We start from the raw sequence: 26,168 nt of genomic DNA on the forward strand, positions 1-26,168 counted from the left end.
CTGGAACTGGGACCGTTGGAGCATTACCAAGAATAAGGGAAAGCTCTTCTACTTCTTCTTCGAATCGTTCTACAGATGGAGCGGGAACAGAGTCGGGTCGTTCAGACTCCTTCTCGCATAGTGAGAGCAGTGGCGAAGCTGATGACGAGGATAGTTCGCAGAGAAATAAAGTAGCAGTCAAAGTATAAGTTTATTAAATGATGAGGAGGTAGCGTGCATGACGTTACACATTTACAACACGATGACACGCAGTAAAGAGGAGTTTCAGCCTATAAAATCAGGACAGGTAAGCATGTATGTATGCGGTCCTACGGTTTATGGTTATATTCATATTGGAAACGCAAGGCCGATGATGGTCTTTGATGTCGTGCGTCGTTATTTAGAGACGACAGGTTATGAAGTTAACTACATCGTAAACTTTACAGATGTTGATGATAAGCTGATTCGCAAGGCAGCAGAAATGAACATAACGGTGCCAGAAGCAGCTGACTTGTTTATTGAAGCTTTCAATGCTGATACTGATGGGCTCGGCATTCGCCGTGCAACGATGAACCCGCGTGTTACCGAGCACATGGAAGAGATTATCCGCTTTATCGCGGATTTGGAAGAGCGTGGCTTTGCTTATGAATCGGGCGGTGACGTTTACTTCCGTACCAAGAAGTTCGCTGAGTACGGCAAGTTGTCGCAGCAGAACTTGGAAGAGCTTCAATTCGGTATCCGTATTGAAGTAGATGCGCGTAAAGAGCAGCCAGAAGACTTTGTCCTTTGGAAAGGCGCGAAGCCAGGCGAAATTGCATGGGCTAGCCCTTGGGGGGAAGGACGCCCAGGCTGGCACATTGAGTGCTCTGCGATGGCGCGTAAGTACTTAGGAGATACGCTTGATATTCATGGCGGCGGACAAGATTTGCAATTCCCGCACCACGAATGTGAAGTGGCCCAGTCTGAGTCATTAACAGGTAAGCCGTTTGCAAATGTATGGATGCACAACGGATTCATCAATATAGATAATGAGAAAATGTCGAAGTCATTGGGCAACGGCTGGTTAGTTAAAGATTTGCGTCAAACGTATAATCCGGACGCGATTCGCTACTTTATCCTTTCTTCCCATTATCGGAATCCACTTAATTTCAGCGAAGAGGCACTCAAGCAGGCTGAAAAAAGTGTTGAACGAATTGCCAATGCGGTAGCCAATGTGAAGCATGCGTTACAGTCCGCGTTGGAAGCAAGTAGCGATCCGGTACGTTCGGATGCGAATGCTGAACATGATGAGCTGTTAGGCCTAAGCCTGAACCTTGAGCCGAACGAAGAGCTGCAAGCGAAATTGGCTGAAATCCTAGATCAGTTCGATGCTAAAATGCAGGACGATTTCAATACAGCGGATGCGATTACCGCGCTGTTTGATTGGGTGAGCGAGGCGAATGTTTATTTGCAAAAAGGAACAGCAACACAATCGTTTAGCGCCGCAGATCTGCAGGCGTTGTTGGACGCATTTGACGCAATGAACGAAGTGCTAGGGCTTGTAAGTGAACAGGAGCAGCAATTGTTGGATGCCGATGTGGATCGACTGATTCAAGAGCGCACAGATGCACGCAATTCGAAAAATTGGGCGCGTGCAGATGAGATTCGCGATTTGCTGACCGAGCAAGGGATTTTGCTGGAGGATACGCCACAAGGTTTGCGCTGGCGCCGGAAATGAGAGGAGCGTTAGCAGCAGGAATGAAAAAGGAAGATAATCAACTGCAACTTAGTCACAATAAAGAAGGGGAAGAGTCAGCAGACTGGCTCTTTCCATTTGCGCCGAAGAAGGATGCACATTTGCTGCATCCTATCGTGCTCGCCTACATGGGCGATGCCATTTATGAGACAGCGATTCGCCAATATTTAATTTCTAAGGCGAATCATCGGCCACACCATTTGCATCGCGAAGCGACACGTTATGTGTCAGCCAAAGCTCAAGCACGATTTTTGATGCGGATCACACCGCTTCTCACTGAAGAGGAAGCGGACGTCGTGAGACAAGGCCGCAACACGAAATCGAGTGTGCCGAGAAGTGCTAATATGAGCGAGTACCGCCAAGCAACAGCATTAGAGTCGTTGATTGGCTACTTATACTTTAGCCGTCGCCATGAACGTCTACGTGAGTTGCTGGATATCATTGTCCACAGTGATGAGGAGCAGGATCAGGCAGTTACACAAGTTACCGAAGATCAGGAGTCATGACGCAGTGACAACAATGGTACCTATGTCTTAAAATTTAATCACAACAAACATCAATAGAACAATACCACTACAGCCAAATCATTTATTATCGCAGCAATGTGGCATAAAGCAGGTTGTTTTAACAGGAGGACAATAATCGTATGCAAGAGAACCACGAAGAAGCAGAATACATTGCCGGAAAGCACTCGGTCACCGAGGCGCTTCGCTCTGGTAGAGCAATTAATAAAATATGGATCGCTGACAACGCGCAAAAACATTTGACGCTGCCTATTATCGCTGAAGCGAAAAAAGTGGGTGTCATCGTCCAAACGGCTGACAAGCGTAAGTTGGACCAAATGGTTGAAGGCGTTCAACACCAAGGTGTTGTCGCACAAGTTGCAGCCTATGCCTATGTTGAGCTGGAAGATATTTTGGCACGTGCAGAACAAAAAGGCGAGACGCCGTTTATCCTACTGCTTGATGAAATCGAGGACCCACACAATTTGGGATCGATCTTACGTTCAGCAGATTGCACAGGCGTACACGGTGTTGTGATTCCGAAGCGTCGTGCGGTAGGCTTGACCGCAACAGTATCCAAAATATCGGCAGGTGCCGTAGAATATGTTCCAGTCGCACGCGTTACGAACTTGGCGCAAACGATGGAGCAACTAAAAGAGCGCGGAGTTTGGATCGTCGGCACAGACGTGTCTGCTAAGCAAGACATTTATGATGCGGACGTATTCAATCTTCCGGTCGCACTCGTCATCGGTAACGAGAACAAAGGGATGGGGCGTCTTGTACGCGAAAAATGCGACGTATTATTAAAATTGCCGATGTCCGGGCAAATTAATTCATTAAATGCGTCGGTAGCCGCTGGCATTTTCATGTACGAGGTTGTACGCCGTCGTCGCGGTTAAGGAGTACATGAATGAAGCAGCAGGATTGGCGCGACGTGTTATTGGTCGACGGCTACAACATGATCGGCGCTTGGCCGGAGCTAAGTCAGCTGGCTGATAGTGGGCTGGAAGAGGCGCGTGACCGATTGCTTCATATGCTAGCTGATTATCAAGCTTATTCTGGACGTCGTGTCGTTGTAGTATTTGATGCGTATCTTGTGCCAGGGCTTGGAGTGAAATACTCGCAAGGTAAAGTGAGTGTTTATTTTACAAAAGAAAAAGAGACGGCGGATGAATGTATTGAGCGTTTAGTTAAGGAACTGACACATCGCCGCCGTCAAATTTATGTGGCGACTTCTGACAGTACCGAGCAACATGTCGCCTTTGGCCATGGGGCACTGCGTATTTCAGCACGTGAGCTACTCATTATCATAGAACAAGCACGCAAAGAGGTCGAAGTGCGTATTCGCGAACAAACGTTATTTCCGATTAAGAAAAACCCTATTGAGGGCAAGCTTAGTCTGGAACAATTAAAAATAATGGAGCGTATGCGTCGAGGAGAACGATTCGACAAAGACAGCTAATTACATTGTGTTTAAACTGTTTTATAACAGGGTACTTCGACAAATGCCGTCATATATTTACACAAACTAGATGTTTAGCCTTCGTTTTCATTTTTTTCGACAACAATTTTTTTGATTAAAATGCCGAAAATCCGCTCTGCAATAAGGATTCCTTCGGTTGACGCTGCTAGACCAATTCATATATACTGAATCTATCATTTGTGATGTAACGGGTGGATTGCGTTGCAGGCCGGAGGGATTGCTAGTGAGTGTCGACCTCAAAGTATTGAGCACTTCCCCATATGATCGGTTGACAGATGAACTATTAGTCGACTCGGTCCGTGAGGGTGACAATGAAGCGCTTGAATACTTAATTAATAAATATCGCAATTTCGTACGGGCGAAGGCACGTTCTTATTTTTTAATAGGAGCTGACCGTGAGGATATCGTACAAGAAGGCATGATTGGTTTATATAAATCAATTCGTGACTTCAAAGGAGATAAGTTAGCGTCGTTCAAGGCGTTTGCGGAATTATGTATAACACGTCAGATTATTACGGCCATTAAGACGGCCACGCGTCAGAAGCATATTCCACTCAACTCATACGTCTCATTGGACAGGCCTATTTATGATGAAGATTCCGACCGTACGTTGCTTGATGTTATCGGCAGTTCTCGTGTATCCGATCCTGAAGAGTTGATTATTAATCAGGAAGAGTTTATCGGACTCGAAGATAAGATGGCCGAAATATTAAGTGATTTAGAACGTAAAGTGCTTATGCTTTATTTAGATGGTCGTTCCTATCAGGAAATTGCCGTTGATTTAGACAGACACGTAAAATCAATCGACAATGCATTACAGCGAGTTAAGCGTAAGTTGGAGCGTTACTTAGAACTACGTGATGAAGAAGAAAGCTAACGTTGTGGTTAAACCGCTATAACAATAAAAGATGCTCGTAGCCGTTGAATACGGATGACGGGCATTTTATTGTATTCGGAATTGTTGTATAACAGTGTGATTGCTAGCGCCTTTTGTAATGCTGAAGTAATAGAGTAAAAACAAGTTGACGTTTAGTTCTATTGGAACTGTTCTATACTAGTTATTAAGCTATCGCTTAGCGATCATTTCCTTTGTCAAACCAGCTGCCTATGTGATAGATTAAAGGGCATAAACCCCCACGGCGTCAACATCTTTTCATTGACATGAAATGACCCGTATGATAAAGTGTTTGGGTAGCCCTAAATATGCGACGTTTTTTAGGTTGAATTACGACGCTTCTTATCAAAAGGTGTCTTCAGGAGGTGTACAACATGCGGGTAATCGTTACGATGGCTTGCACGGGTTGCAAACAGCGCAACTATACAACAACGAAGAATAAACGCAATCACCCAGACCGCATCGAGTTGAAGAAATTCTGCAAGTTCTGCAACGAGCATACTTCTCATCGCGAAACAAGATAAGTCTGATGGAGGTGTAGTCCGTGGCTTTCTTCGGGAAACTGAAACAAAGTTTCGGTTCAATGTTTTCCTTTTTCGGCGACAGCTGGGGCGAATTGAAAAAGGTTCGCTGGCCCAATCGTAAAGAACTGACAAGCTACACGATCGTCGTATTAGCCACGGTCATCTTTATGACGTTCTATTTCTGGGTCCTTGACATCGGGATTTCCGCGATTGTCGAAGCGATTATTTAATAAAGTCCCAAGGTGGCTTGAATATGGAAAAAAGATGGTACGTTGTTCATACCTACTCAGGTTATGAGAACAAGGTGAAAGCCAATTTGGAAAAACGTGTCGAATCTATGGGCATGGAAGACAAGATATTCCGCGTTCTTGTTCCGATGGAAGAAGAAATCGTAAACAAAGACGGTAAGAAAAAGACTGTCATGCGTAAAGTTTACCCGGGATATGTTCTTGTCGAAATGATTCAAACTGATGAATCTTGGTATGTTGTTCGCAACACGCCAGGGGTCACAGGGTTCGTTGGCTCTACTGGTTCCGGTTCTAAACCTACTGCATTGTTGCCAGATGAAGTTGAACAGATTCTGAAAACAATGGGTATGGAACAGCCGAAGACCACGATTGAGTTCGAACTGAAGGAATCGGTACGTATTATGGTAGGACCTTTCGCCAACTTCGTCGGTACGATTGAAGAAATCGTACTAGACAGAGAGAAGTTGAAGGTCCACGTAAACATGTTTGGACGAGAAACCCCACTTGAGTTGGATTACCACCAAGTAGAGAAGATTTAATCTTTGAGGTTTCTTTATGGATTAAAATGCGGTTTGCCGCATTTAGAATCCATATTATTAGCGCAAGGGGGTGTACCACATGGCAAAAAAGGTCATTAAAATGGTTAAATTGCAAATTCCAGCAGGTAAAGCGAATCCAGCACCTCCAGTAGGTCCTGCATTGGGTCAAGCAGGCGTTAACATCATGGCGTTCTGTAAAGAGTTCAACGCAAAAACAGCTGATCAAGCGGGTTTGATTATCCCGGTTGAAATCACTGTATTTGAAGACCGCTCCTTTACGTTCATCACGAAAACTCCACCTGCAGCTGTATTGCTGAAAGTTGCAACTAAGGTTGAAAAAGGTTCCGGTGAGCCGAACAAGAAGAAGGTTGCTACTGTTAAACGTTCTGTTGTTCGTGAAATCGCTGAACAAAAAATGCCTGACTTGAACGCAGCTTCCGTTGAGGCAGCTATGCTCATGATCGAAGGCACAGCCCGCAGCATGGGCATCGTCGTTGAAGACTAATTCTTAGTCTTCTTGACGTTAGTGGGAGGTTAATCCGCTAATACCACATGAGGAGGAAATAACATGGCAAAACACGGCAAGAAATATATCGAAGCTGCTAAGTTGTTCGATAAAGAAGCAACTTATGAGCCAGCTGAAGCCATTGAATTGGTGAAAAAAGCGGCAACAGCTAAATTCGACGAAACTGTTGAAGTAGCAGTTCGTTTGGGTGTAGACCCACGTAAACAAGACCAAGCAGTTCGTGGCGTCGTTGTACTGCCTCACGGCACAGGTAAAACGAAGCGCGTGCTTGTATTCGCTAAAGGCGATAAAGCTAAAGAAGCAGAAGCAGCAGGTGCTGACTTTGTTGGTGATCAAGATCTTATCAACAAAATTCAACAAGGCTGGTTCGAGTTCGATGTCTGCGTAGCTACGCCAGACATGATGAGCGAAGTTGGTAAATTGGGACGTATCCTTGGTGGTAAAGGTCTCATGCCAAACCCTAAAGCTGGTACGGTTACTTTTGATGTTACTAAAGCTGTTCAAGAAATCAAAGCTGGTAAAATCGAGTACCGTCTAGACAAAGCAGGTCAAATTCATGCGCCAATCGGTAAAGTATCTTTCGACGCTGACAAGTTGAACGACAACATGACAGCATTGATCGACGCTTTGAACCGTGCGAAGCCGGCAGCGGCTAAGGGCGTTTACATGAAGAACATCTCGGTATCATCGACGATGGGCCCTGCAGCACGCGTTAACACAGCATCTTTCCGCTAAGATTCACTTAGCCATTTGGTAAGTAAAGGGATGAGTTGACATTGTTCGACCATTTATGCTATCCTTATGGAGTTGCTGAAAGCAGCGTGTACTAAACATTGAATAATCATACCGTAGACAGTAGGCGCCGAAAGGCTTAATCTCCTACCGAGGTGTTCGAATAGACTGAGTGCGATGGTGTACGTCATAAGACGTGGCCGTACACCATTCGCTTTCGTAATGCCTCTGTACTTCATACAGAGGCTTTTCTTATGCTCGCGTAGGATGACGAACACAAGATGCGGTTGTGAACCATACTTGTAGGAGGTGGAACAAGTGGCAAACGCAAAAGTAATCGAATCTAAACAACAAGCAGTTCAAGAAATTGCTGACAAATTGCGCGGTAGCGTAACAACAGTTGTTGCTGATTACCGTGGATTGAACGTTTCGCAAGTGACTGAACTCCGTAAGCAATTGCGCGAGGCAGGCATCGAATTCCAAGTGTTGAAAAACTCTTTGGTACGTCGTGCAACTGAGCAAGCAGAGTTGACGGAATTGGACAGTGCGTTGACTGGTCCGACGGCGATTGCATTCAGCCGTGAGGACGCAGTAGCTCCTGCGAAAATTTTGGCTGACTTCGCGAAGAAAAACGACGCTCTTGAAATTAAGGGTGGTATCGTAGAAGGTCGCGTAGTTGATGTAGCGCAAATTCAAGAGTTGGCAGCATTGCCTTCACGCGATGGTTTGTTGTCTATGTTGCTCAGCGTGCTTCAAGCACCTGTTCGCAACTTCGCTTTGGCTGTCAAAGCAGTCGGCGAAAAGAAAGAAGCGGAAGCTCAATAATTATACCGTTTCAGCGATGGAACGTTATGCAAAATACTATTAAATCATTAATATGGAGGTTCAACCATGAGCAAAGAGCAAATCTTGGAAGCCATCAAAGGCATGTCCGTATTGGAATTGAACGATCTTGTTAAAGCAATCGAAGAAGAATTCGGCGTAACAGCTGCAGCTCCAGTTGCAGTAGTAGCTGGCGGTGCTGTTGAAGCTGCTGAGCAAACTGAATTCGACGTAATTTTGAACAGCGCTGGCGCTGGCAAAATCAACGTAATCAAAGTAGTTCGCGAAATCACAGGTCTTGGCCTGAAAGAAGCGAAAGACTTGGTAGACAACGCTCCTAAAGCGTTGAAAGAAAAAGTAAGCAAAGAAGAAGCAGAAGCAGTAAAAGCGAAGCTTGAAGAAGCTGGCGCGACTGTAGAAGTGAAGTAATTTCAGCTTCTCGATGTGCGAACCCCTTGAAGTTACTTCAAGGGGTTCGTTGTCTAGGATACGACATCAGATTCGACTTGTGATGAAGTCACTTTGACTAGCGCATGCTAGACAATGAACGACAGCACACGATAGAGCTGAAATGGAGGTTTACGAATGGCTAATCATTATTATAGCAAACAGCCAAGCGTAGCAAATGATCGTAAATTGCTTCAAATGGAGTTGCGTGGTTTTACATTGCGTTTCAACTCTGATGCGGGTGTATTTTCAAAGAGTGACATTGATTATGGAAGCCGTGTGCTCATTGATGCTATGGATATACCAGAACAAGCGCGAGTGCTAGACGTTGGCTGCGGTTATGGTCCTATTGGCATAACAGCTGCAAAGCTAGCGACAGCTGGTGAGGTCGTTATGGTTGATGTGAATGAACGTGCATTAGACCTAGCTCGTGAAAATGCAGCTTTGAACGGCGTCACAAACGTGGTCATCCGTGAGAGTGATGGGTTGGCTGCGTTGGATGGAGAAATGTTCGATGTTATTCTAACGAACCCGCCAATTCGTGCAGGTAAAGAAGTTGTACACCGTATTTTTGAACAATCCTACACTCATTTGCAACAAGGTGGTTCCTTGTGGATCGTTATTCAAAAGAAACAAGGTGCACCCTCCGCGGAGGCAAAATTGATCGCGTTGTTTGGGGAAGAGTCTGTAGAAGAAGTAACAAAAGATAAAGGTTATCGTATTTTCAGAGCGCAAAAATGATTTTTTGTTGACTTCATATGACCAATATGATAATATTATAGAATGTCAGTATTAGGATGGCCTTCATGTCTTTATTTCGCTAAAATGTCAAGCCTTTTTTTGAAAAGGATGCATATATTTTCGTCACTTGACGTATAATGTTTACATTTTGGGCAAATCTATCGTTATGAAGGTGGAATGACAACTCGAAACGACGGCACGGGGAAACGGCGTCCATCTGGATAGATGTTTTTGCCGTGAGCGTGCGTTTTTCTTTTTGTCGCGGTTTTTACATTTTATACTGTTTTGGAGTCTCTTTCGAGGACTTTATTATAAAGGATACCGAAAAGGATTCGCAATCCATATTTTTGAGTAGACATGAGGGGTGAGTTTAAGTTGGCAGGACATCTTGTTCAGTATGGTCGACGCACTCGGCGCAGCTATGCGCGCATCAAAGAGGTACTCGAAGTTCCGAACTTGATAGAAATCCAACAGAAATCGTACGAATGGTTTTTGGACGAAGGATTGCGTGAAATGTTCCAAGACATTTCGCCGATTATGGATTTCACAGGTAATTTGGTTCTGGAGTTTGTCGATTACAGCTTAGGTGAACCAAAATATTCGGTTGATGAATCGAAGGAACGCGACGTTACTTATGCAGCACCACTTCGCGTTAAAGTTCGCCTGCTCAATAAAGAGACCGGTGAAGTGAAAGAACAGGAAGTGTTTATGGGTGATTTCCCACTCATGACGGAAACCGGGACATTCATTATCAACGGTGCAGAACGCGTCATCGTCAGCCAGTTGGTCCGCTCCCCAAGTGTCTATTTCAGCACTAAAGTTGACAAGAACGGGAAGAAGACATATACGGCGACGGTAATTCCGAACCGCGGAGCATGGTTGGAGTTGGAGACGGATGCGAAGGACATCATTTATGTTCGTATTGATCGCACACGTAAAATTCCAGTCACAGTATTGCTGCGTGCACTCGGATTTGGCACAGACGAACAAATCTTAGATTTGCTCGGTCATGACGAATATATTCGCAATACCCTAGATAAAGACAATACAGATTCGACAGAGAAAGCGCTCATCGAGATTTATGAGCGTTTGCGTCCAGGCGAGCCACCGACGTTGGAGAATGCTAAGAGCTTACTGATTGCTCGTTTCTTCGACCCGAAGCGCTACGACTTGGCGAACGTCGGTCGTTACAAAATTAATAAAAAGCTTCACATCAAAAACCGCTTGTTCAATCAACGTTTGGCGGAAACGCTCGTTGATCCGGATACGGGAGAAATTCTCGCAGAAGAGGGTCAAATGATTGACCGTCGTTTGCTCGACGAAATTTTGCCGCGTCTGGAAAGCAATGTTGGGTTCAAGACTTACCACGTTGCTGGCGGCGTATTGGATGCAGATGACATTCCGTTGCAAACAATTAGTGTGTACTCACCGCTTGAAGATAATAAAGTTACCAAGTTGATTGCTAACGGTATTATCGACAAAAACGTGAAGCACATTACATCGGCGGACATTATCTCGTCCATCAACTATTTCATCAACTTGCTGCACGGCATCGGAAGCACAGACGATATTGACCATCTTGGTAACCGTCGTCTACGTTCCGTAGGTGAGTTGTTGCAAAACCAATTCCGTATCGGTTTATCCCGTATGGAACGTGTTGTGCGTGAGCGTATGTCCATTCAAGATGCGAATGTGATTACACCGCAAGCCCTGATCAATATTCGTCCAGTTATCGCTTCGATCAAGGAGTTCTTCGGAAGCTCCCAGTTGTCGCAGTTTATGGACCAGACGAATCCATTGGCAGAGCTGACGCACAAACGTCGTCTGTCTGCACTCGGACCTGGTGGTTTGACGCGTGAGCGCGCGGGCTTTGAAGTTCGAGACGTTCACCACTCACACTATGGTCGTATGTGCCCGATCGAGACTCCAGAGGGTCCGAACATCGGTTTGATCAACTCCTTGTCCACGTTTGCACGTGTGAACGAGTACGGCTTCATTGAAGCACCATATCGTTGGGTTGATCCGAAGACGGGTCAAGTAACAGAGAATATCGATTACTTGACAGCAGACGAAGAAGATAACTATGTTATCGCACAAGCAAATGCGCCTTTGAATGATGACAATTCATTTAGAGATGACACGGTTATCGTTCGTTACAATAAACAATCGGATAACATCTTGACCATGCCGACGGAACGTGTAGACTACATGGACGTTTCGCCGAAACAGGTTGTATCCGTTGCAACAGCGCTTATTCCATTCTTGGAAAACGATGACTCCAACCGCGCGCTCATGGGATCAAACATGCAGCGGCAGGCGGTACCGTTGTTGATACCGCAGGCGCCATTCGTTGGTACAGGTATGGAACACAAATCAGCTAAAGACTCTGGTGTATGTATTGTATCCAAAGTCGATGGTGTTGTTGAGCGAGTTACAGCGAATGAAATTCAAGTTCGCCGTATCGAAAATGTTGACGGTAAAGAAGTTAAAGGCGATCTCGTTAAACATAAGTTGCAGAAGTTTATGCGTTCCAACCAAGGAACTTGCATTAACCAACGTCCACTTGCCAGAAAAGGTGAAATCGTCAAACCAGGCGATATTCTAGCGGACGGTCCTTCCACTGAGATGGGTGAAATTGCACTCGGTCGTAACGTTGTCGTTGCGTTTATGACGTGGGAAGGCTACAACTATGAGGATGCGATTTTGCTATCCGAAAAAATGGTGAAAGAGGACGTTTATACGTCCATTCACATTGAAGAATATGAGTCTGAAGCTCGTGATACGAAGCTTGGACCTGAAGAAATTACACGCGACATTCCGAATGTCGGCGAAGAAGCGCTGAAGAACCTCGACGAGCGCGGTATTATCCGTGTTGGTGCTGAGATTAAAGCAGGCGATATCCTCGTTGGTAAAGTAACGCCTAAGGGTGTTACGGAATTGACTGCTGAAGAGCGTCTCTTGCACGCAATCTTCGGAGAAAAAGCGCGTGAAGTTCGTGACACGTCCTTGCGCGTTCCACACGGTACTGACGGTATCGTTGTTGACGTAAAAGTATTCACACGCGACAATGGCGACGAATTGCCGCCAGGCGTTAATCAGCTCGTACGTTGCTACATTGCGCAAAAACGTAAAATCTCTGAAGGCGATAAAATGGCGGGACGCCACGGTAACAAGGGTGTCATCGCACGTATTTTGCCTGAAGAAGATATGCCGTTCTTGCCAGATGGCACACCTGTTCAAGTTGTATTGAACCCATTGGGCGTACCTTCTCGTATGAACATCGGTCAGGTGTTGGAAGTACACTTAGGTATGGCTGCGCGTTACCTTGGTATGCACATGGCGACGCCAGTATTCGACGGTGCAACTGAGTTCAACGTATTCGATACGATGGAAGAAGCAGGTATGCAACGCAACGGTAAAACACGCCTCTACGATGGACGTACAGGTGAAATGTTTGAACGTGAAGTTACAGTCGGTGTCATGTACATGATCAAACTGGCGCACATGGTCGACGATAAGATTCACGCTCGTTCTACAGGACCATACTCACTCGTTACGCAACAGCCATTGGGTGGTAAAGCTCAATTTGGTGGTCAGCGCTTCGGTGAGATGGAGGTGTGGGCACTCGAAGCATACGGTGCTGCCTACACGTTGCAGGAGATCCTTACGGTTAAGTCTGATGACGTTGTTGGCCGCGTGAAGACGTACGAGTCAATCGTTAAAGGCGAGAACGTACCAGAACCAGGTGTTCCTGAGTCGTTCAAAGTATTGATCAAAGAGCTTCAAAGTTTAGGTATGGACGTTAAAATCCTTACTGAGAACGAAGAAGAAATCGAAATGCGTGAATACGACGAAGACGACGAAGTTCCGCAAGACAAGCTGAATCTTGACTTGGAAGAGGGAACTGTTGCTGCTGACGCTGAATAAGCGCATAAGATGACAGCTCAAATATAGTTGTGACGATGATCAGTGGCGACTGTCACTGATCATCGTCAATCCATATAGATAACTTTGTTTCAGTTAACGTATCAAACATTCTAATCCGTCCTCTGCGTGCATGGCGGTGAACTCAAGTACAAATTAAGGAGGTTGCTCCTTGATGGACGTCAACAATTTTGAATTTATGAAAATTGGGCTGGCCTCTCCCGAGAAGATTCGTTCTTGGTCGCGTGGCGAAGTCAAAAAGCCGGAGACGATAAACTATCGTACACTCAAGCCTGAGAAAGAAGGCTTGTTCTGTGAGAAAATTTTCGGACCGACAAAAGACTGGGAGTGTCATTGCGGTAAATATAAACGCGTTCGTTACAAAGGTGTAGTATGTGATCGATGCGGCGTTGAAGTAACACGCCAAAAAGTACGTCGCGAACGGATGGGCCATATTGAATTGGCTGCTCCAGTATCGCACATTTGGTATTTCAAAGGTATTCCAAGCCGTATGGGCTTGGGGCTTGATATGTCACCGCGTTCTTTGGAAGAGATCATTTACTTCGCTTCCTACGTGGTAACAGATCCAGGCGACACGCCATTGGAAAAGAAACAATTGCTGTCGGAGAAAGAGTACCGCAGCTATCGTGAGAAATACGGACACGCATTCCAAGCGGGTATGGGTGCAGAGGCTGTTAAGAAGCTTTTGCAAGACTTGGACGTAGATAAAGAACTTGTACACCTCAAAGAGGAACTTCGTACAGCTCAAGGTCAACGTCGTAACCGTGCGATTAAGCGCTTGGAAGTTATTGAGGCGTTCCGTAACTCTGGCAATAGCCCGGATTGGATGATACTTGACGTATTGCCGGTTATTCCACCGGAATTGCGTCCAATGGTACAGCTGGATGGCGGTCGTTTCGCGACTTCCGACTTGAATGATTTGTACCGTCGTGTCATTAACCGTAACAACCGTCTGAAGCGTTTGCTTGACTTGGGCGCACCGGACATTATCGTACAGAACGAGAAACGTATGCTCCAAGAAGCTGTGGATGCGCTCATCGACAACGGTCGCCGTGGTCGCCCAGTAACGGGTCCAGGTAACCGTCCGTTGAAATCGCTTAGCCACATGTTGAAAGGTAAGCAAGGACGTTTCCGTCAGAACTTGCTAGGTAAGCGTGTAGACTACTCTGGCCGTTCGGTTATCGTAGTTGGTCCTAGCTTGAAAATGTACCAATGTGGTTTGCCGAAGGAAATGGCGTTGGAGTTGTTCAAACCGTTCGTGATGAAAGAACTCGTGAACAAAGGTTTGGCACACAACATCAAGAGCGCGAAACGTAAAGTTGAGCGCGTAAGCCCTGAGGTATGGGACGTTCTAGAGGAAGTTATCCGTGAACACCCAGTTCTTCTTAACCGCGCACCAACTCTTCACCGTCTCGGTATTCAAGCATTTGAACCGATTTTGGTAGAAGGTCGCGCAATTAAGTTGCATCCGCTCGTTTGTACAGCGTATAACGCTGACTTCGACGGTGACCAGATGGCGGTTCACGTACCGTTGTCCGCAGAAGCACAAGCAGAAGCTCGCTTGCTCATGTTGGCATCCGGTAATATCTTGAACCCTAAAGACGGTAAGCCTGTCGTTACACCATCTCAGGATATGGTTTTAGGATCGTATTATTTGACGGTGGACAACAAGGATGCACTCGGTTCTGGTACAATCTTTGCATCTGTAAACGAAGCCGTGTCCGCATACCAACGCGGCGCAGCATCGCTGCATGCACGTTGTGTCATTCCGGCTAAAGAGCTTGGTAAGACTTGCTTTACAGAAAAACAACAAGGCGCGCTTATCGTAACAACGGTAGGACGCATCATTTTCAACGAAATATTCCCAGAGAACTTCCCTTACATCAATGAGCCGACAAAGCGTAACTTGTTTGAGGGAACACCTGATCAATATTTCATATATGAAAAAGGCGCGAATATTAAAGAGATCTTGCAAACTCTACCTGAAACTGGGGCAGTTGGCAAAGATTATCTTGGTCAAATTATCGCGCGCTGCTTTGAAACGTACCATACGACAAAAACGTCGATTATTTTGGACGATATCAAGCAGTTAGGCTTTACGTACTCCACTCGTTCTGGTATTACAATCGCTGTGGCAGACGTTGTCGTTCCTCCAGAGAAGGATGAAATTCTGAGGGAATCCGACGAAAGAGTTAGAGTGATTATGAACCAATATCGTCGTGGTCTTATCACGAACGAAGAGCGTTATGACCGTGTTATTGAAGTATGGTCCGAGTCAAAAGACAAGATCACAGGTATTTTGATGAAATCCATGGATCGTTTCAACTCCATCATGATGATGGTAGACTCCAAAGCACGGGGTAACAAATCGCAGATTACACAGCTGGGCGGTATGCGTGGTCTCATGGCCAACCCGTCTGGTCGTATTATCGAATTGCCAATCAAATCTAACTTCCGCGATGGTCTGACGGTCTTGGAGTACTTTATCTCCACTCACGGAGCGCGGAAAGGTCTCGCAGATACGGCGCTTCGTACAGCGGACTCGGGTTACTTGACTCGTCGTCTCGTTGACGTTGCACAAGACGTTATCGTACGAGAAGAAGATTGTGGCACAGATAAAGGCTTTACCGTTTCCAACATTACGGACGGCAAAGAGGTTATCGAGGGCTTGTACGACCGTATTGAAGGTCGCTACTGCTTCGAGACTGTTCGCCACCCGGAAACAGGTGACATTATTGCTCACCGCAATGAGCTGATCGATTCCGACAAAGCGGATGCGATCGTGGAAGCTGGCGTTGAACGTTTGCAAATTCGTTCCGTACTCAGCTGCCGTGCTCGTCACGGGGTTTGTAAGAAATGTTACGGACGCAACTTGGCAACTGGTAAACACGTTGAGATCGGTGAAGCTGTTGGTATTATCGCAGCGCAATCGATCGGTGAACCAGGTACACAGTTGACGATGCGTACGTTCCATACCGGTGGTGTTGCGGGAGACGATATTACACAAGGTTTGCCGCGTATCCAAGAGTTGTTCGAAGCGCGTAATCCGAAAGGTCAAGCGATTATTTCTGAAATCGACGGTGTCGTGAAAGAAATTCGTGAGGCTAAAGATCGTCGCGAAGTCGAAGTACAAGGTGAAGCAGAGACGAAAGTCTACTCCGTTACTTACGGATCACGTATCCGTGTATACGAAGGCCAAGTACTTGAAGCTGGTGACGAAATTACGGACGGTTCGATCGATCCGAAAGAAATGCTACGCATTAAAGGTATTCGTGGCGTGCAGAACTATATCTTGCAAGAAGTTCAGCGCGTTTACCGTAACCAGGGCGTAGAAATCAACGACAAGCACGTTGAAGTTATGATCAAGCAAATGTTGCGTAAAATTCGCATCGTCGATGCGGGTGACACGACGCTTCTACCAGGTTCGTTTGCAGATATTCACGAATACGAAGCAGCGAACAAGGAAGCAATCTTGTCCGGCAACGAGCCGGCTGTTGCGAAGCCAGTATTGCTTGGTATTACAAAAGCATCGCTTGAGACAGATTCCTTCTTGTCAGCGGCATCCTTCCAAGAGACAACTCGTGTCTTGACGGACGCAGCTATCAAAGGTAAAGTCGACAAATTGCTCGGCTTGAAGGAAAATGTTATTATCGGTAAGTTGATTCCAGCTGGTACAGGTATGAACCGATATCGCAGCGTTAAGATTATTAATCCGTTGCATGAGGAAGAAACCGAAGAACTAGTGGATTCTGCTGCTGTAGGCGTAGCTGAGTAAACTGCATAAACTAGGGCTATAACATTAGTTAAGCCTATTAAAAAAGCCGACAGGCGCGTATTACGTAAAGTAATGCGCACTGTCGGCTTTTTGCTTTATACTTTTTCCCTAAATCAGGTGTCATCCAATATTATTATTTATATCCATATCGGAAAATCAACACAATACAAACGTTTATGTTTAATGTCATTAAATATATTGGGGAGGATTATGATTTTGTGTTTGGATAACCAAGAGAAAGCCAAATGATTCTTTTTGTATCTTAAAATGTTTATGCGCTCGCAAAAGGTTTCATAATGAGCTTATTTTCTCAGCATAATTTATATTTTTACTTAACTTTCAGATAGCAATCGACACCTAAGCATCTACTAGGTGAAGTTGCAGGCGCATCTTCAATAGTTATAAAATGGCGACACCACTGTCATTTAGCGTTGACGGTCTAATGGGAGAATACATAAAAATTAAATATATTTTTTAATATCAGCATTAATTTCACTAGTTATCGTGTTCTACGCGAGCAGATCTAGTATTAAAGAGATCAAATAAGACCAAAATTAAAATAGATATAGTAAAATTCACGCTTGACATTAATTTTTCGAAGTGCTAATATATCGTAGTGTGCCCGAGACGTTAGCCTGTACTTTATAAGGAACATAGGGAGGAACTTAACTATGTGGAATGATAAAGGGATTCAGGATTCTAATGTCAGAATCGGGGCCAAGCAGACCTTGAAAATGGTGGAGCTAGGCAAAGCCATTCAGGTGTTTGTGGCAGAAGATGCTGAACCAAAAGTCACTTCCAAAGTCATTGCACTTTGTCAGAAGCAAGGCGTTAAGCTTACTTATGTAAGTACAATGCTGGAACTTGGCAAAGCATGCAACATTGAAGTTGGAGCGGCTACAGCAGCTGTCATTGAAGATGAATAATTTTAACCCATGTTTTTGTTAAGGATGTTACACTTGATGAATATTCGATACAAAAACTTTTCATTTGTTCATTTATGAACCACCTGGATCTGTGGACTTAAAAACCTGGATTTAAGGGCATGAATTGAATGAAATATGAAGGTGTTATTATCATGGGAAGGGGGTGGCATCAATGCCAACAATTAACCAATTGGTACGTAAAGGCCGTAAAGCTAAAGTTACTAAATCCAAGTCCCCTGCATTGCAGAAAGGATTCAACGCGTTGCATCGTGTTGAAACGGATTTAAGCGCGCCTCAAAAACGCGGTGTCTGCACTCGTGTAGGTACTATGACTCCGAAAAAACCGAACTCCGCACTTCGTAAATACGCTCGTGTACGTTTGACGAACCGTATTGAAGTAACGGCTTACATCGGTGGTATCGGTCATAACTTGCAAGAGCACAGCGTCGTTCTCGTACGTGGAGGTCGTGTAAAAGACCTTCCGGGTGTTCGCTACCATATCGTTCGCGGTGCATTAGACACTGCTGGTGTGAACAACCGTATGCAAGCTCGTTCCAAATACGGTACGAAGCGTCCTAAAGTGAAAAAATAATATTTTTTCATCATAAATGATTTTGGAAAGGGGGATACACATGCCACGCAAAGGTCCAGTTACAAAACGTGACGTATTGCCGGATCCGGTATATAACAGCAAGTTGGTTACTCGTTTAATCAACCGCATTATGCTTGACGGTAAACGTGGTGTTGCTCAAACAATTTTGTACGATGCATTCAGCCTTATCAATGAGCGTACAGGCAAAGAGCCTATGGAAGTGTTTGAAGCAGCAATTAAAAATATCATGCCAGTACTTGAAGTTAAAGCTCGCCGTGTAGGTGGTGCTAACTATCAAGTGCCGATCGAAGTTAAACCAGAACGCCGCACATCCTTAGGATTGCGCTGGTTGGTTAACTACTCGCGTAACCGCGGAGAAAAAACTATGCAAGAGCGTTTGGCAGCAGAGATTATCGATGCTTCCAACAACACTGGTGCAGCAGTTAAGAAACGTGAAGATACGCACAAAATGGCTGAAGCAAACAAAGCGTTTGCACACTACCGTTGGTAGGATTAACGAATTTGTAGTTCGTTTCAGCGAACTTTTATATTTGAAGGGAGACTCCCAACAATGGCTAGACAGTTCTCCTTGAAAAATACGCGTAACATCGGAATCATGGCTCACATCGATGCCGGTAAAACAACAACTACGGAGCGTATCTTGTTCTACACAGGCCGTACTCACAAGATTGGTGAGGTGCACGAAGGTGCAGCAACTATGGACTGGATGGAACAAGAGCAAGAGCGTGGTATCACGATTACTTCCGCTGCTACAACAGCAGCTTGGAAAGAACACCGTGTTAACATTATCGATACTCCGGGTCACGTTGACTTTACGGTAGAGGTTGAGCGTTCCTTGCGCGTATTGGACGGAGCAGTAGGTGTATTCTCTGCTAAAGAAGGCGTTGAGCCTCAATCCGAGACGGTTTGGCGTCAAGCTGACCGTTACGGCGTACCTCGTATTGCTTACGTAAACAAAATGGACATCATTGGCGCTGATTACCTCAACGTTATCCAGTCCATGAAAGACCGTTTGCAAGCGAACGCTGTAGCAATTCAATTGCCAATCGGCGCAGAGAACGACTTCACGGGTATTATTGACTTGGTAGAGCAAAAAGCTCACATCTTCAAAGATGACCTTGGCCGTGATGTTGACATTGTAGAAGTTCCAGAAGAGTTCAAAGAGCAAGTTGCTGAACTTCGTATGGAATTGGTCGAGAAGGTTTCCGAACTTGACGAAGAATTGATGATGAAATACCTCGAAGGTGAAGAGCTGACGATTGAAGAAATCAAAGCTGGTCTCCGTAAAGGTGTAGTAAACGTTCAAATCTTCCCAGTTATCTGTGGATCTTCTTACAAAAATAAAGGTGTTCAACTTATGTTGGATGCAGTTATTGACTACTTGCCAGCTCCAATTGATGTACCTGACATTAAAGGTACTCTTGAAGATGGTACAGAAGCAATCCGTAAATCCTCTGACTCTGAGCCGTTTTCGGCTCTAGCGTTTAAGATTATGACGGATCCTTACGTTGGTAAGTTGACGTTCTTCCGCGTATACTCTGGTGTATTGAACTCCGGATCTTACGTATTGAACGCAACAAAAGGCAAACGTGAGCGTATCGGCCGTATCCTTCAAATGCATGCAAACAGCCGCGAAGAAATCGACACTGTATATTCCGGTGACATCGCAGCTGCTGTAGGTTTGAAAGATACAGGTACAGGTGATACACTTTGTGAGGAGAAGAACCCGGTTATCTTGGAGTCCATGAACTTCCCTGATCCGGTTATCCAAATCGCAGTTGAGCCTAAGACTAAGGCTGACCAAGATAAAATGGGTGTAGCTTTGTCCAAGTTGACAGAGGAAGACCCAACATTGCGTGCACATACGGACGAAGAAACTGGCCAAACAATCTTGGCTGGTATGGGTGAGCTTCACTTGGAGATCATCGTTGACCGTATGCGTCGTGAGTTCAAAGTAGAAACAAACGTAGGTAAACCTCAGGTTGCTTACCGTGAAACGTTCAAATCTGCTGCTAAAGTAGAAGGTAAATTTGTTCGTCAATCCGGTGGTCGTGGTCAATACGGTCACGTTTGGATTAACTTCGAACCACAAGAACCAGGTACAGGCTTTGTGTTCGAAAATAAAGTTGTCGGTGGTGTTGTTCCTCGTGAATACATCGCTCCAGTTCAAGCTGGTATCGAAGAGTCGATGAAGAACGGCGTAATTGCTGGCTTCCCGCTCGTTGATATTAAGGCGACTATTTTCGACGGATCTTATCATGATGTTGACTCCAGTGAAATGGCGTTTAAGATTGCTGGTTCCATGGCACTTAAAGCAGCTAAAGAGAAGTGTAATCCTGTCTTGCTTGAGCCAATCATGAAAGTTGAAGTTACTGTTCCTGAAGAGTACATGGGCGACGTTATGGGTATGTTGAACTCCCGTCGTGGACGTATCGAAGGTATGGATAGCCGTGCAGGTGCACAAATTATCCGTGCTAAGGTACCTTTGGCGGAAATGTTCGGTTACTCCACAACACTTCGTTCCGGTACTCAAGGCCGTGGTGTATTCGCAATGGAACTTTCTCACTATGAAGAAGTTCCACGCAGCATCGCGGAAGAGATTATCTCTAAGAGCAAAGGCGCTTAATTGATACTAATCATTTGACGCTTAACTCATTAATACAGGCTGAAGCACATGACTTGTTCATGTGCTTCAGCCAAACCATAAATATTCCACTTATTGAAGGAGGAACTAGTTCCAATGGCAAAGGCTAAGTTTGAACGTAATAAACCGCATGTTAACATCGGTACTATCGGTCACGTTGACCACGGTAAAACAACATTGACTGCTGCAATCACAACAGTATTATCTAAAAAATACGGTGGTGCTGCTGTAGCATTCGACCAAATCGATAAAGCTCCTGAAGAGCGCGAGCGCGGTATCACAATCTCTACTGCACACGTTGAGTATGAGACTCCAAGCCGTCACTACGCACACGTAGACTGCCCAGGTCACGCTGACTACGTTAAGAACATGATTACAGGTGCTGCTCAAATGGACGGCGCGATCTTGGTTGTATCTGCAGCTGACGGTCCAATGCCACAAACACGTGAGCACATCTTGCTTTCCCGCCAAGTAGGCGTTCCTTACATCGTTGTATTCTTGAACAAATGCGACATGGTTGAGGACGAAGAGTTGCTTGAGTTGGTAGAAATGGAAGTTCGTGACTTGTTGTCCGAGTACGAATTCCCAGGCGACGACACTCCAATCATCCGTGGTTCTGCTCGCGAAGCGTTGCAAAACTCCGATGGTGAGTGGGCTGACAAGATCGTAGAATTGTTCGAGCAAATCGACAGCTACATCCCAACGCCAGAGCGCGACACTGACAAGCCTTTCTTGATGCCTGTTGAGGACGTATTCTCCATCACTGGCCGTGGTACAGTTGCTACAGGTCGTGTAGAGCGTGGTACTATCAAAGTTGGCGACGAGATCGAAATCGTTGGTATCCAAGAAGAAACTCGCAAATCCGTTGTTACGGGCGTTGAAATGTTCCGTAAATTGCTTGACTCCGCTCAAGCAGGTGACAACGTTGGCGCATTGCTTCGTGGTGTAGACCGCAACAACATCGAGCGTGGTCAAGTATTGGTTAAGCCAGGCACAGTTAAACCACACACTGAGTTTTCTGCTCAAGTGTACGTTTTGACTAAAGAAGAGGGTGGCCGTCACAAGCCGTTCTTCACTGGCTACCGTCCACAGTTCTACTTCCGTACAACGGACGTAACTGGTATCATCGACTTGCCAGAAGGCACAGAAATGGTTATGCCAGGCGACAACATCACTGTAACAGTTAACCTTATCAATCCAATCGCGATTGAAGAAGGTACTCGCTTCGCGATCCGCGAAGGTGGCCGTACAGTTGGTGCTGGCGCAGTAGCATCTATCATTAAATAATAATAACGCTGACGTAAGTCAGTGTTGAATAGACCCTCTATCCCATGTGGATAGGGGGTTTTATACATACTCATAATTAGTATTGCTCTTTCGAATTATTTACATATTGAATTTGCCCAGTTGCTGTTCCTCGATTCATTTATTTTTGTAACAGGAAATAAAATAAATCATGCTGAAGGGATACATACTAATGGTTATAAAAAAGTGGATTGAAAGCTTTCGAAACCGTAAACATTCAACAAATGAGCAAGCGCAATTTAGCGTTAATGAGGTCGTTGCTTTAGGCGTCATTAACATTCCTCTTCATCATGAACTTCGTAAACAAATGGAAATTATAGCGTTAACTGAATTGGATTTAACATTACTCCAAAAACTTAAACCAGTCCTAATTCCACATATGGACGAACTCACAGAAGTTTTTTATAAGACTGTTCTTAGTATTGAGCACTTAAAGGATATTATTGAAACAAACAGCTCCATTGATCGATTGAAAATTACATTACGCAATCATATTGAAGAAATGTTTGACGGTGTTATTGATGAGGCATATGTACAGAAGCGAGTAAAAATTGCTGAAGTACACAGACGGATTGGACTTGAATCCAAGTGGTATATGGGGGCATTTCAAAATCTACAAAGATTCATTATAGATAAAGTACATGAATGTGTTTCTTCTTCAACTGAACGAGTTCCATTTATACATGCCATTAATAAAATGATGAATTTAGAGCAGCAACTGGTGCTTGAGGCGTACGATGAAGATCGTTTACGTGTTGAACGGGAGATGCAGTACGATAAAGTGAAAAGTGAGTTGAAGGAAAATATATCACAGCTCAGTATGAATCTGGCGCAGCTCACTTTTGAAACGAATGGTACAATCAAGCAATTGATTGAGCGAAGCATATCTGTTAGTCATTCCGTGCAGGAATCAAATGAATCGGCGATGGTGAATCAAGACAAAGCTATAGAAGGCGGAAAAATGATGACGCAGTTTGTTGAGCGTATTCATAATATTGATGCGTTAACTCAAGAAATGCAGACACAAATTAAAGACCTTAAAGAGACCTCCATGCGAATCCGGTCGATAATTGATGCGGTAAAGGAAATTGCAGAACAAACGAATTTATTGTCACTCAATGCATCGATTGAAGCCGCTAGAGCTGGTGAGTACGGAGCAGGTTTTGCTGTAGTTGCAAAAGAAGTGAGCAAGTTAGCAGCCAATACCAAACGAACATTAGCAGATATTGAAGAACTAATCGGCAATTCTAACTTAGTTACAAACTCTGTCGTATATACCATAGTAAACGTACAAACGAATGTCACTGCTGTTAAAGCTCAGGCCGAGGAGACGATACATACATTCGAGGATATATTGAAGCAAGCTGATACAGGGGTTGAGCATATGAAGCATGTACAAGGTGAAATGGAAACATTGCTTTCTTCTATTAAAAACATCGGCGATGGAACAGCTCATGTTGCGGATTCGGCAGAACGTTTAAATCAGGTAGCACTGCAAATTTAGTGCCATCAATTTCCGTGGATCTATTACAAACATTCATTATATAATGACATAGCATTACAGATGGCGACGGCGTCCCGATTGATGTGCACGATTGTTCAAACCTCTTTCTGTTTGTAAGATGTGAAATTTGAACAAAAGCTTGCATTAGTCGGGACATTTATGTATAATAATGAATGTTGTTCGTCGACGTTGCGATGAAGTGAGAGGTTACCGACACACCCGGCCCCTTTGCCATGGCGGTGTGCACGGAAAATTTTCACGGAGTATGTCCGATGCAAAATTGGGCGAAAAAAGGAGGGACTAAAATGGCAAAGCAAAAAATTCGTATTCGCTTGAAAGCGTACGATCACAGAGTTCTCGACCAATCGGCTGAGAAAATCGTTGAAACGGCAAAACGTTCCGGTGCAGGTGTATCCGGTCCAATCCCGTTGCCAACTGAGAAGCAAATCATCACGATTTTGCGTGCGGTACACAAGTACAAGGATTCTCGCGAGCAGTTCGAAATGCGCACTCATAAGCGCTTGATCGACATCGTGAATCCAACGCCGCAAACAGTTGATGCGTTGATGCGACTGGACCTGCCGTCCGGTGTAGATATCGAAATTAAGCTGTAAGCTTTGAAATTTGAAACAGTTATCCACAACTATAGTTGAATAATTTGTTTCTGCTTCATTAAGAACGGATCTGAGAACGAAAAGAGGTGTCAACATGAAAGGTATCTTAGGTAAAAAATTGGGTATGACTCAAGTCTTTACTCCAGAAGGTAACGTTATTCCAGTAACGGTAATCGAAGCTGGTCCTTGCGTAGTTCTTCAAAAGAAAGACGTTGAGAACGATGGATACGAAGCTATCCAAATCGGTTTTGCTGATAAGAAAGCTAGCCGTACAAACAAGCCGGAAATCGGTCATGCAAAAAAAGCTAACGCAACTCCTAAGCGCTACGTTAAAGAAGTTCGTGGTGTGGATCTTTCGCAATACGAAGTTGGCCAAGAATTGAAAGCCAACATGTTTGCTGAAGGTGAGTTCGTAGACGTAACGGGTACTTCCAAAGGTAAAGGCTTCGCCGGCGTTATTAAACGTTGGGGACAAAGCCGCGGACCAATGGCTCACGGATCCCGTTATCACCGTGGTCCAGGTTCCATGGGTTCCATTCAAGCGAACCGCGTACCTAAAGGCAAACGCCTTCCAGGTCACATGGGTACTGAGACAATCACAATTCAAAACCTTGAAGTTATTAAAGTGGATACAGAACGTAATGTTATCCTCGTTAAAGGTTCCATTCCAGGACCTAAAAATAGCTTCGTTAACGTTAAACAAGCAGTAAAAATGTAATTGGTGAAGAAAGGAGGAGCTCAGAATGCCTAAAGTAGCAGTATACAACATCAGTGGTGCGCAAGTCGGCGAGATCGAATTGGCTGACAGCGTGTTCGGTATTGAACCGAATAAGCACGTTCTTCATGATGCAGTTGTTATGCAGCTTGCATCTATGCGTCAAGGTACGCACAAAGTAAAAGGTCGTTCCGAAGTACGCGGCGGTGGCCGTAAACCTTGGAAACAAAAAGGCACAGGCCGTGCACGTCAAGGTTCTATTCGTTCGCCACAATGGAAAGGCGGCGGCGTAGTATTTGGACCTACACCACGTAGCTATGCTTACAAGCTTCCGAAGAAAGTTCGTCGTTTGGCAATTAAATCTGCACTTTCCGCGAAAGTGTTGGAAAATCAAATCATCGTTCTTGATGAGTTGGCATTTAACGCACCGAAGACGAAAGAATTTGCAGCTGTATTGAACAACTTGAATGTGGATCGCAAGGCTCTTGTCGTGATTCCTGAGTACAATGATAACGTAGCATTGTCCGCTCGCAACCTTCCAGCAGTTAAGCTGGTAGCAGCAGACGGTGTGAACGTATACGACGTTCTTCGTCATCAGAAGCTCATCATCACTAAAGATGCGGTTCAGAAGGTAGAGGAGGTGTTCGCATAATGAAAGACCCTCGCGATATCATTAAGCGTCCCGTAATTACTGAGCGTACAGCTGACATGATGAACGATCTTAAATACGTATTTGAGGTTGACATCCGTGCTAATAAAACGGAAATCAAACAGGCTGTAGAGCAAATCTTTAAAGTTAAAGTAGCGAACGTGAACACACTTCGTGTTCCTGCTAAACCAAAACGTTACGGTCGCCACTCTGGCTACACGTCCGAATGGAAAAAAGCATTCGTAACATTGGCTAAAGATAGCAAACCGCTCGAATTCTTTGAGACGGTATAAATATATCATTC

General features: G+C 44.9%; 25 protein-coding genes and 1 other annotated feature. All 25 genes read left to right on the plus strand.

The annotated features are described in order from the left end of the window. Window positions 1-217: 217 nt before the first annotated feature. The 25 genes from cysS to rplW all read left to right on the plus strand — a co-directional run bounded on the left by cysS (window position 218) and on the right by rplW (window position 26,157). Window positions 218-1,696 (plus strand): cysteine--tRNA ligase, encoded by a 1,479-nt coding sequence (gene cysS, locus KIK04_RS12755; RefSeq protein ID WP_232274087.1) that lies wholly within the window; start codon window positions 218-220, stop codon window positions 1,694-1,696. Further along, a complete protein-coding gene (locus KIK04_RS12760) occupies window positions 1,693-2,220 on the plus strand; it encodes a Mini-ribonuclease 3 (RefSeq protein WP_232274088.1) in 528 nt (175 codons plus the stop codon). The genes cysS and KIK04_RS12760 overlap by 4 nt, the downstream gene beginning before the upstream one ends. 140 nt (window positions 2,221-2,360) lie before the next feature. Continuing rightward, window positions 2,361-3,116, plus strand: a complete 756-nt coding sequence (gene rlmB / locus KIK04_RS12765) for a 23S rRNA (guanosine(2251)-2'-O)-methyltransferase RlmB (protein WP_232274089.1) — start codon at window positions 2,361-2,363, stop codon at window positions 3,114-3,116. Between the two features lie 11 nt (window positions 3,117-3,127). Next, window positions 3,128-3,679, plus strand: a complete 552-nt coding sequence (locus KIK04_RS12770) for an NYN domain-containing protein (protein WP_232274090.1) — start codon at window positions 3,128-3,130, stop codon at window positions 3,677-3,679. Window positions 3,680-3,923: 244 nt separating this feature from the next. Further along, window positions 3,924-4,577, plus strand: coding sequence for an RNA polymerase sporulation sigma factor SigH (gene sigH / locus KIK04_RS12775; RefSeq protein ID WP_232274091.1), 654 nt, complete (start codon window positions 3,924-3,926; stop codon window positions 4,575-4,577). 392 nt (window positions 4,578-4,969) lie between these two features. After that, window positions 4,970-5,119 carry a 50S ribosomal protein L33 gene (gene rpmG / locus KIK04_RS12780; protein WP_028543492.1) on the plus strand — a complete coding sequence of 50 codons (150 nt, stop codon included), beginning with the start codon at window positions 4,970-4,972 and terminating at the stop codon, window positions 5,117-5,119. A gap of 38 nt (window positions 5,120-5,157) precedes the next feature. Beyond that, window positions 5,158-5,349 carry a preprotein translocase subunit SecE gene (gene secE / locus KIK04_RS12785; protein ID WP_232278718.1) on the plus strand — a complete coding sequence of 64 codons (192 nt, stop codon included), beginning with the start codon at window positions 5,158-5,160 and terminating at the stop codon, window positions 5,347-5,349. A gap of 23 nt (window positions 5,350-5,372) precedes the next feature. After that, entirely contained in the window at window positions 5,373-5,906 is a 534-nt protein-coding gene (nusG, locus tag KIK04_RS12790) for a transcription termination/antitermination protein NusG (RefSeq protein ID WP_232274092.1), read from the plus strand. 79 nt (window positions 5,907-5,985) lie between these two features. Next, the gene (rplK, locus tag KIK04_RS12795) at window positions 5,986-6,411 is read left to right on the plus strand and encodes a 50S ribosomal protein L11 (RefSeq protein ID WP_232274093.1); all 426 of its coding nucleotides are present in this window, start codon (window positions 5,986-5,988) and stop codon (window positions 6,409-6,411) included. 63 nt (window positions 6,412-6,474) lie between these two features. Beyond that, complete coding sequence (gene rplA, locus KIK04_RS12800) at window positions 6,475-7,167, plus strand: 50S ribosomal protein L1 (RefSeq protein WP_232274094.1); 693 nt, start codon at window positions 6,475-6,477, stop codon at window positions 7,165-7,167. Between the two features lie 93 nt (window positions 7,168-7,260). Beyond that, window positions 7,261-7,426: a sequence feature (ribosomal protein L10 leader region), on the plus strand. 56 nt (window positions 7,427-7,482) lie between these two features. After that, window positions 7,483-7,989, plus strand: a complete 507-nt coding sequence (rplJ, locus tag KIK04_RS12805) for a 50S ribosomal protein L10 (protein WP_232274095.1) — start codon at window positions 7,483-7,485, stop codon at window positions 7,987-7,989. Window positions 7,990-8,055: 66 nt separating this feature from the next. After that, complete coding sequence (rplL, locus tag KIK04_RS12810; RefSeq protein WP_232274096.1) at window positions 8,056-8,415, plus strand: 50S ribosomal protein L7/L12; 360 nt, start codon at window positions 8,056-8,058, stop codon at window positions 8,413-8,415. Window positions 8,416-8,571: 156 nt separating this feature from the next. Continuing rightward, on the plus strand, window positions 8,572-9,174 hold the full coding sequence (locus KIK04_RS12815; protein WP_232274097.1) for a class I SAM-dependent methyltransferase: 603 nt from the start codon (window positions 8,572-8,574) through the stop codon (window positions 9,172-9,174). A 357-nt stretch (window positions 9,175-9,531) separates the two neighbouring features. Continuing rightward, entirely contained in the window at window positions 9,532-13,101 is a 3,570-nt protein-coding gene (gene rpoB, locus KIK04_RS12820) for a DNA-directed RNA polymerase subunit beta (protein ID WP_232274098.1), read from the plus strand. A 172-nt stretch (window positions 13,102-13,273) separates the two neighbouring features. Further along, window positions 13,274-16,894, plus strand: coding sequence for a DNA-directed RNA polymerase subunit beta' (gene rpoC / locus KIK04_RS12825; RefSeq protein ID WP_232274099.1), 3,621 nt, complete (start codon window positions 13,274-13,276; stop codon window positions 16,892-16,894). 671 nt (window positions 16,895-17,565) lie between these two features. Further along, a complete protein-coding gene (locus KIK04_RS12830) occupies window positions 17,566-17,820 on the plus strand; it encodes a ribosomal L7Ae/L30e/S12e/Gadd45 family protein (RefSeq protein ID WP_232274100.1) in 255 nt (84 codons plus the stop codon). 172 nt (window positions 17,821-17,992) lie between these two features. Beyond that, window positions 17,993-18,412 carry a 30S ribosomal protein S12 gene (gene rpsL / locus KIK04_RS12835; RefSeq protein ID WP_232274101.1) on the plus strand — a complete coding sequence of 140 codons (420 nt, stop codon included), beginning with the start codon at window positions 17,993-17,995 and terminating at the stop codon, window positions 18,410-18,412. Between the two features lie 40 nt (window positions 18,413-18,452). Continuing rightward, on the plus strand, window positions 18,453-18,923 hold the full coding sequence (rpsG, locus tag KIK04_RS12840; RefSeq protein ID WP_232274102.1) for a 30S ribosomal protein S7: 471 nt from the start codon (window positions 18,453-18,455) through the stop codon (window positions 18,921-18,923). Between the two features lie 60 nt (window positions 18,924-18,983). Beyond that, window positions 18,984-21,059 (plus strand): elongation factor G, encoded by a 2,076-nt coding sequence (gene fusA, locus KIK04_RS12845; protein WP_232274103.1) that lies wholly within the window; start codon window positions 18,984-18,986, stop codon window positions 21,057-21,059. 114 nt (window positions 21,060-21,173) lie between these two features. Further along, window positions 21,174-22,364, plus strand: coding sequence for an elongation factor Tu (tuf, locus tag KIK04_RS12850; RefSeq protein WP_232274104.1), 1,191 nt, complete (start codon window positions 21,174-21,176; stop codon window positions 22,362-22,364). Between the two features lie 190 nt (window positions 22,365-22,554). After that, window positions 22,555-23,886, plus strand: coding sequence for a globin-coupled sensor protein (locus KIK04_RS12855; protein ID WP_232274105.1), 1,332 nt, complete (start codon window positions 22,555-22,557; stop codon window positions 23,884-23,886). Window positions 23,887-24,191: 305 nt separating this feature from the next. Continuing rightward, on the plus strand, window positions 24,192-24,500 hold the full coding sequence (gene rpsJ, locus KIK04_RS12860; protein WP_006212922.1) for a 30S ribosomal protein S10: 309 nt from the start codon (window positions 24,192-24,194) through the stop codon (window positions 24,498-24,500). 94 nt (window positions 24,501-24,594) lie between these two features. Further along, window positions 24,595-25,218: a 50S ribosomal protein L3 gene (gene rplC, locus KIK04_RS12865; RefSeq protein ID WP_232274106.1), complete on the plus strand. Its 624-nt coding sequence runs from the start codon at window positions 24,595-24,597 to the stop codon at window positions 25,216-25,218. Window positions 25,219-25,243: 25 nt separating this feature from the next. Continuing rightward, complete coding sequence (gene rplD / locus KIK04_RS12870) at window positions 25,244-25,867, plus strand: 50S ribosomal protein L4 (RefSeq protein WP_232274107.1); 624 nt, start codon at window positions 25,244-25,246, stop codon at window positions 25,865-25,867. Next, on the plus strand, window positions 25,867-26,157 hold the full coding sequence (rplW, locus tag KIK04_RS12875; RefSeq protein WP_232274108.1) for a 50S ribosomal protein L23: 291 nt from the start codon (window positions 25,867-25,869) through the stop codon (window positions 26,155-26,157). The genes rplD and rplW overlap by 1 nt, the downstream gene beginning before the upstream one ends. Window positions 26,158-26,168: the final 11 nt, after the last annotated feature.

This window comes from Paenibacillus sp. 481 (assembly GCF_021223605.1).
GTDB lineage: Bacteria > Bacillota > Bacilli > Paenibacillales > Paenibacillaceae > Paenibacillus_B.

Coding starts and splice junctions, on each gene's coding strand:
- KIK04_RS12830 (WP_232274100.1), top strand. CDS start 17,566: ATGTGGAATGATAAAGGGATTCAGGATTCTAATGTCAGAATCGGGGCC.
- KIK04_RS12770 (WP_232274090.1), top strand. CDS start 3,128: ATGAAGCAGCAGGATTGGCGCGACGTGTTATTGGTCGACGGCTACAAC.
- tuf (WP_232274104.1), top strand. CDS start 21,174: ATGGCAAAGGCTAAGTTTGAACGTAATAAACCGCATGTTAACATCGGT.
- rpoB (WP_232274098.1), top strand. CDS start 9,532: ATGAGGGGTGAGTTTAAGTTGGCAGGACATCTTGTTCAGTATGGTCGA.
- nusG (WP_232274092.1), top strand. CDS start 5,373: ATGGAAAAAAGATGGTACGTTGTTCATACCTACTCAGGTTATGAGAAC.
- fusA (WP_232274103.1), top strand. CDS start 18,984: ATGGCTAGACAGTTCTCCTTGAAAAATACGCGTAACATCGGAATCATG.
- rplD (WP_232274107.1), top strand. CDS start 25,244: ATGCCTAAAGTAGCAGTATACAACATCAGTGGTGCGCAAGTCGGCGAG.
- rpoC (WP_232274099.1), top strand. CDS start 13,274: ATGGACGTCAACAATTTTGAATTTATGAAAATTGGGCTGGCCTCTCCC.
- rpsL (WP_232274101.1), top strand. CDS start 17,993: ATGCCAACAATTAACCAATTGGTACGTAAAGGCCGTAAAGCTAAAGTT.
- rplC (WP_232274106.1), top strand. CDS start 24,595: ATGAAAGGTATCTTAGGTAAAAAATTGGGTATGACTCAAGTCTTTACT.
- rplW (WP_232274108.1), top strand. CDS start 25,867: ATGAAAGACCCTCGCGATATCATTAAGCGTCCCGTAATTACTGAGCGT.
- rplL (WP_232274096.1), top strand. CDS start 8,056: ATGAGCAAAGAGCAAATCTTGGAAGCCATCAAAGGCATGTCCGTATTG.
- rlmB (WP_232274089.1), top strand. CDS start 2,361: ATGCAAGAGAACCACGAAGAAGCAGAATACATTGCCGGAAAGCACTCG.
- KIK04_RS12855 (WP_232274105.1), top strand. CDS start 22,555: ATGGTTATAAAAAAGTGGATTGAAAGCTTTCGAAACCGTAAACATTCA.
- cysS (WP_232274087.1), top strand. CDS start 218: ATGACGTTACACATTTACAACACGATGACACGCAGTAAAGAGGAGTTT.
- rpsG (WP_232274102.1), top strand. CDS start 18,453: ATGCCACGCAAAGGTCCAGTTACAAAACGTGACGTATTGCCGGATCCG.
- KIK04_RS12815 (WP_232274097.1), top strand. CDS start 8,572: ATGGCTAATCATTATTATAGCAAACAGCCAAGCGTAGCAAATGATCGT.
- rplA (WP_232274094.1), top strand. CDS start 6,475: ATGGCAAAACACGGCAAGAAATATATCGAAGCTGCTAAGTTGTTCGAT.
- rplK (WP_232274093.1), top strand. CDS start 5,986: ATGGCAAAAAAGGTCATTAAAATGGTTAAATTGCAAATTCCAGCAGGT.
- rpmG (WP_028543492.1), top strand. CDS start 4,970: ATGCGGGTAATCGTTACGATGGCTTGCACGGGTTGCAAACAGCGCAAC.
- KIK04_RS12760 (WP_232274088.1), top strand. CDS start 1,693: ATGAGAGGAGCGTTAGCAGCAGGAATGAAAAAGGAAGATAATCAACTG.
- rpsJ (WP_006212922.1), top strand. CDS start 24,192: ATGGCAAAGCAAAAAATTCGTATTCGCTTGAAAGCGTACGATCACAGA.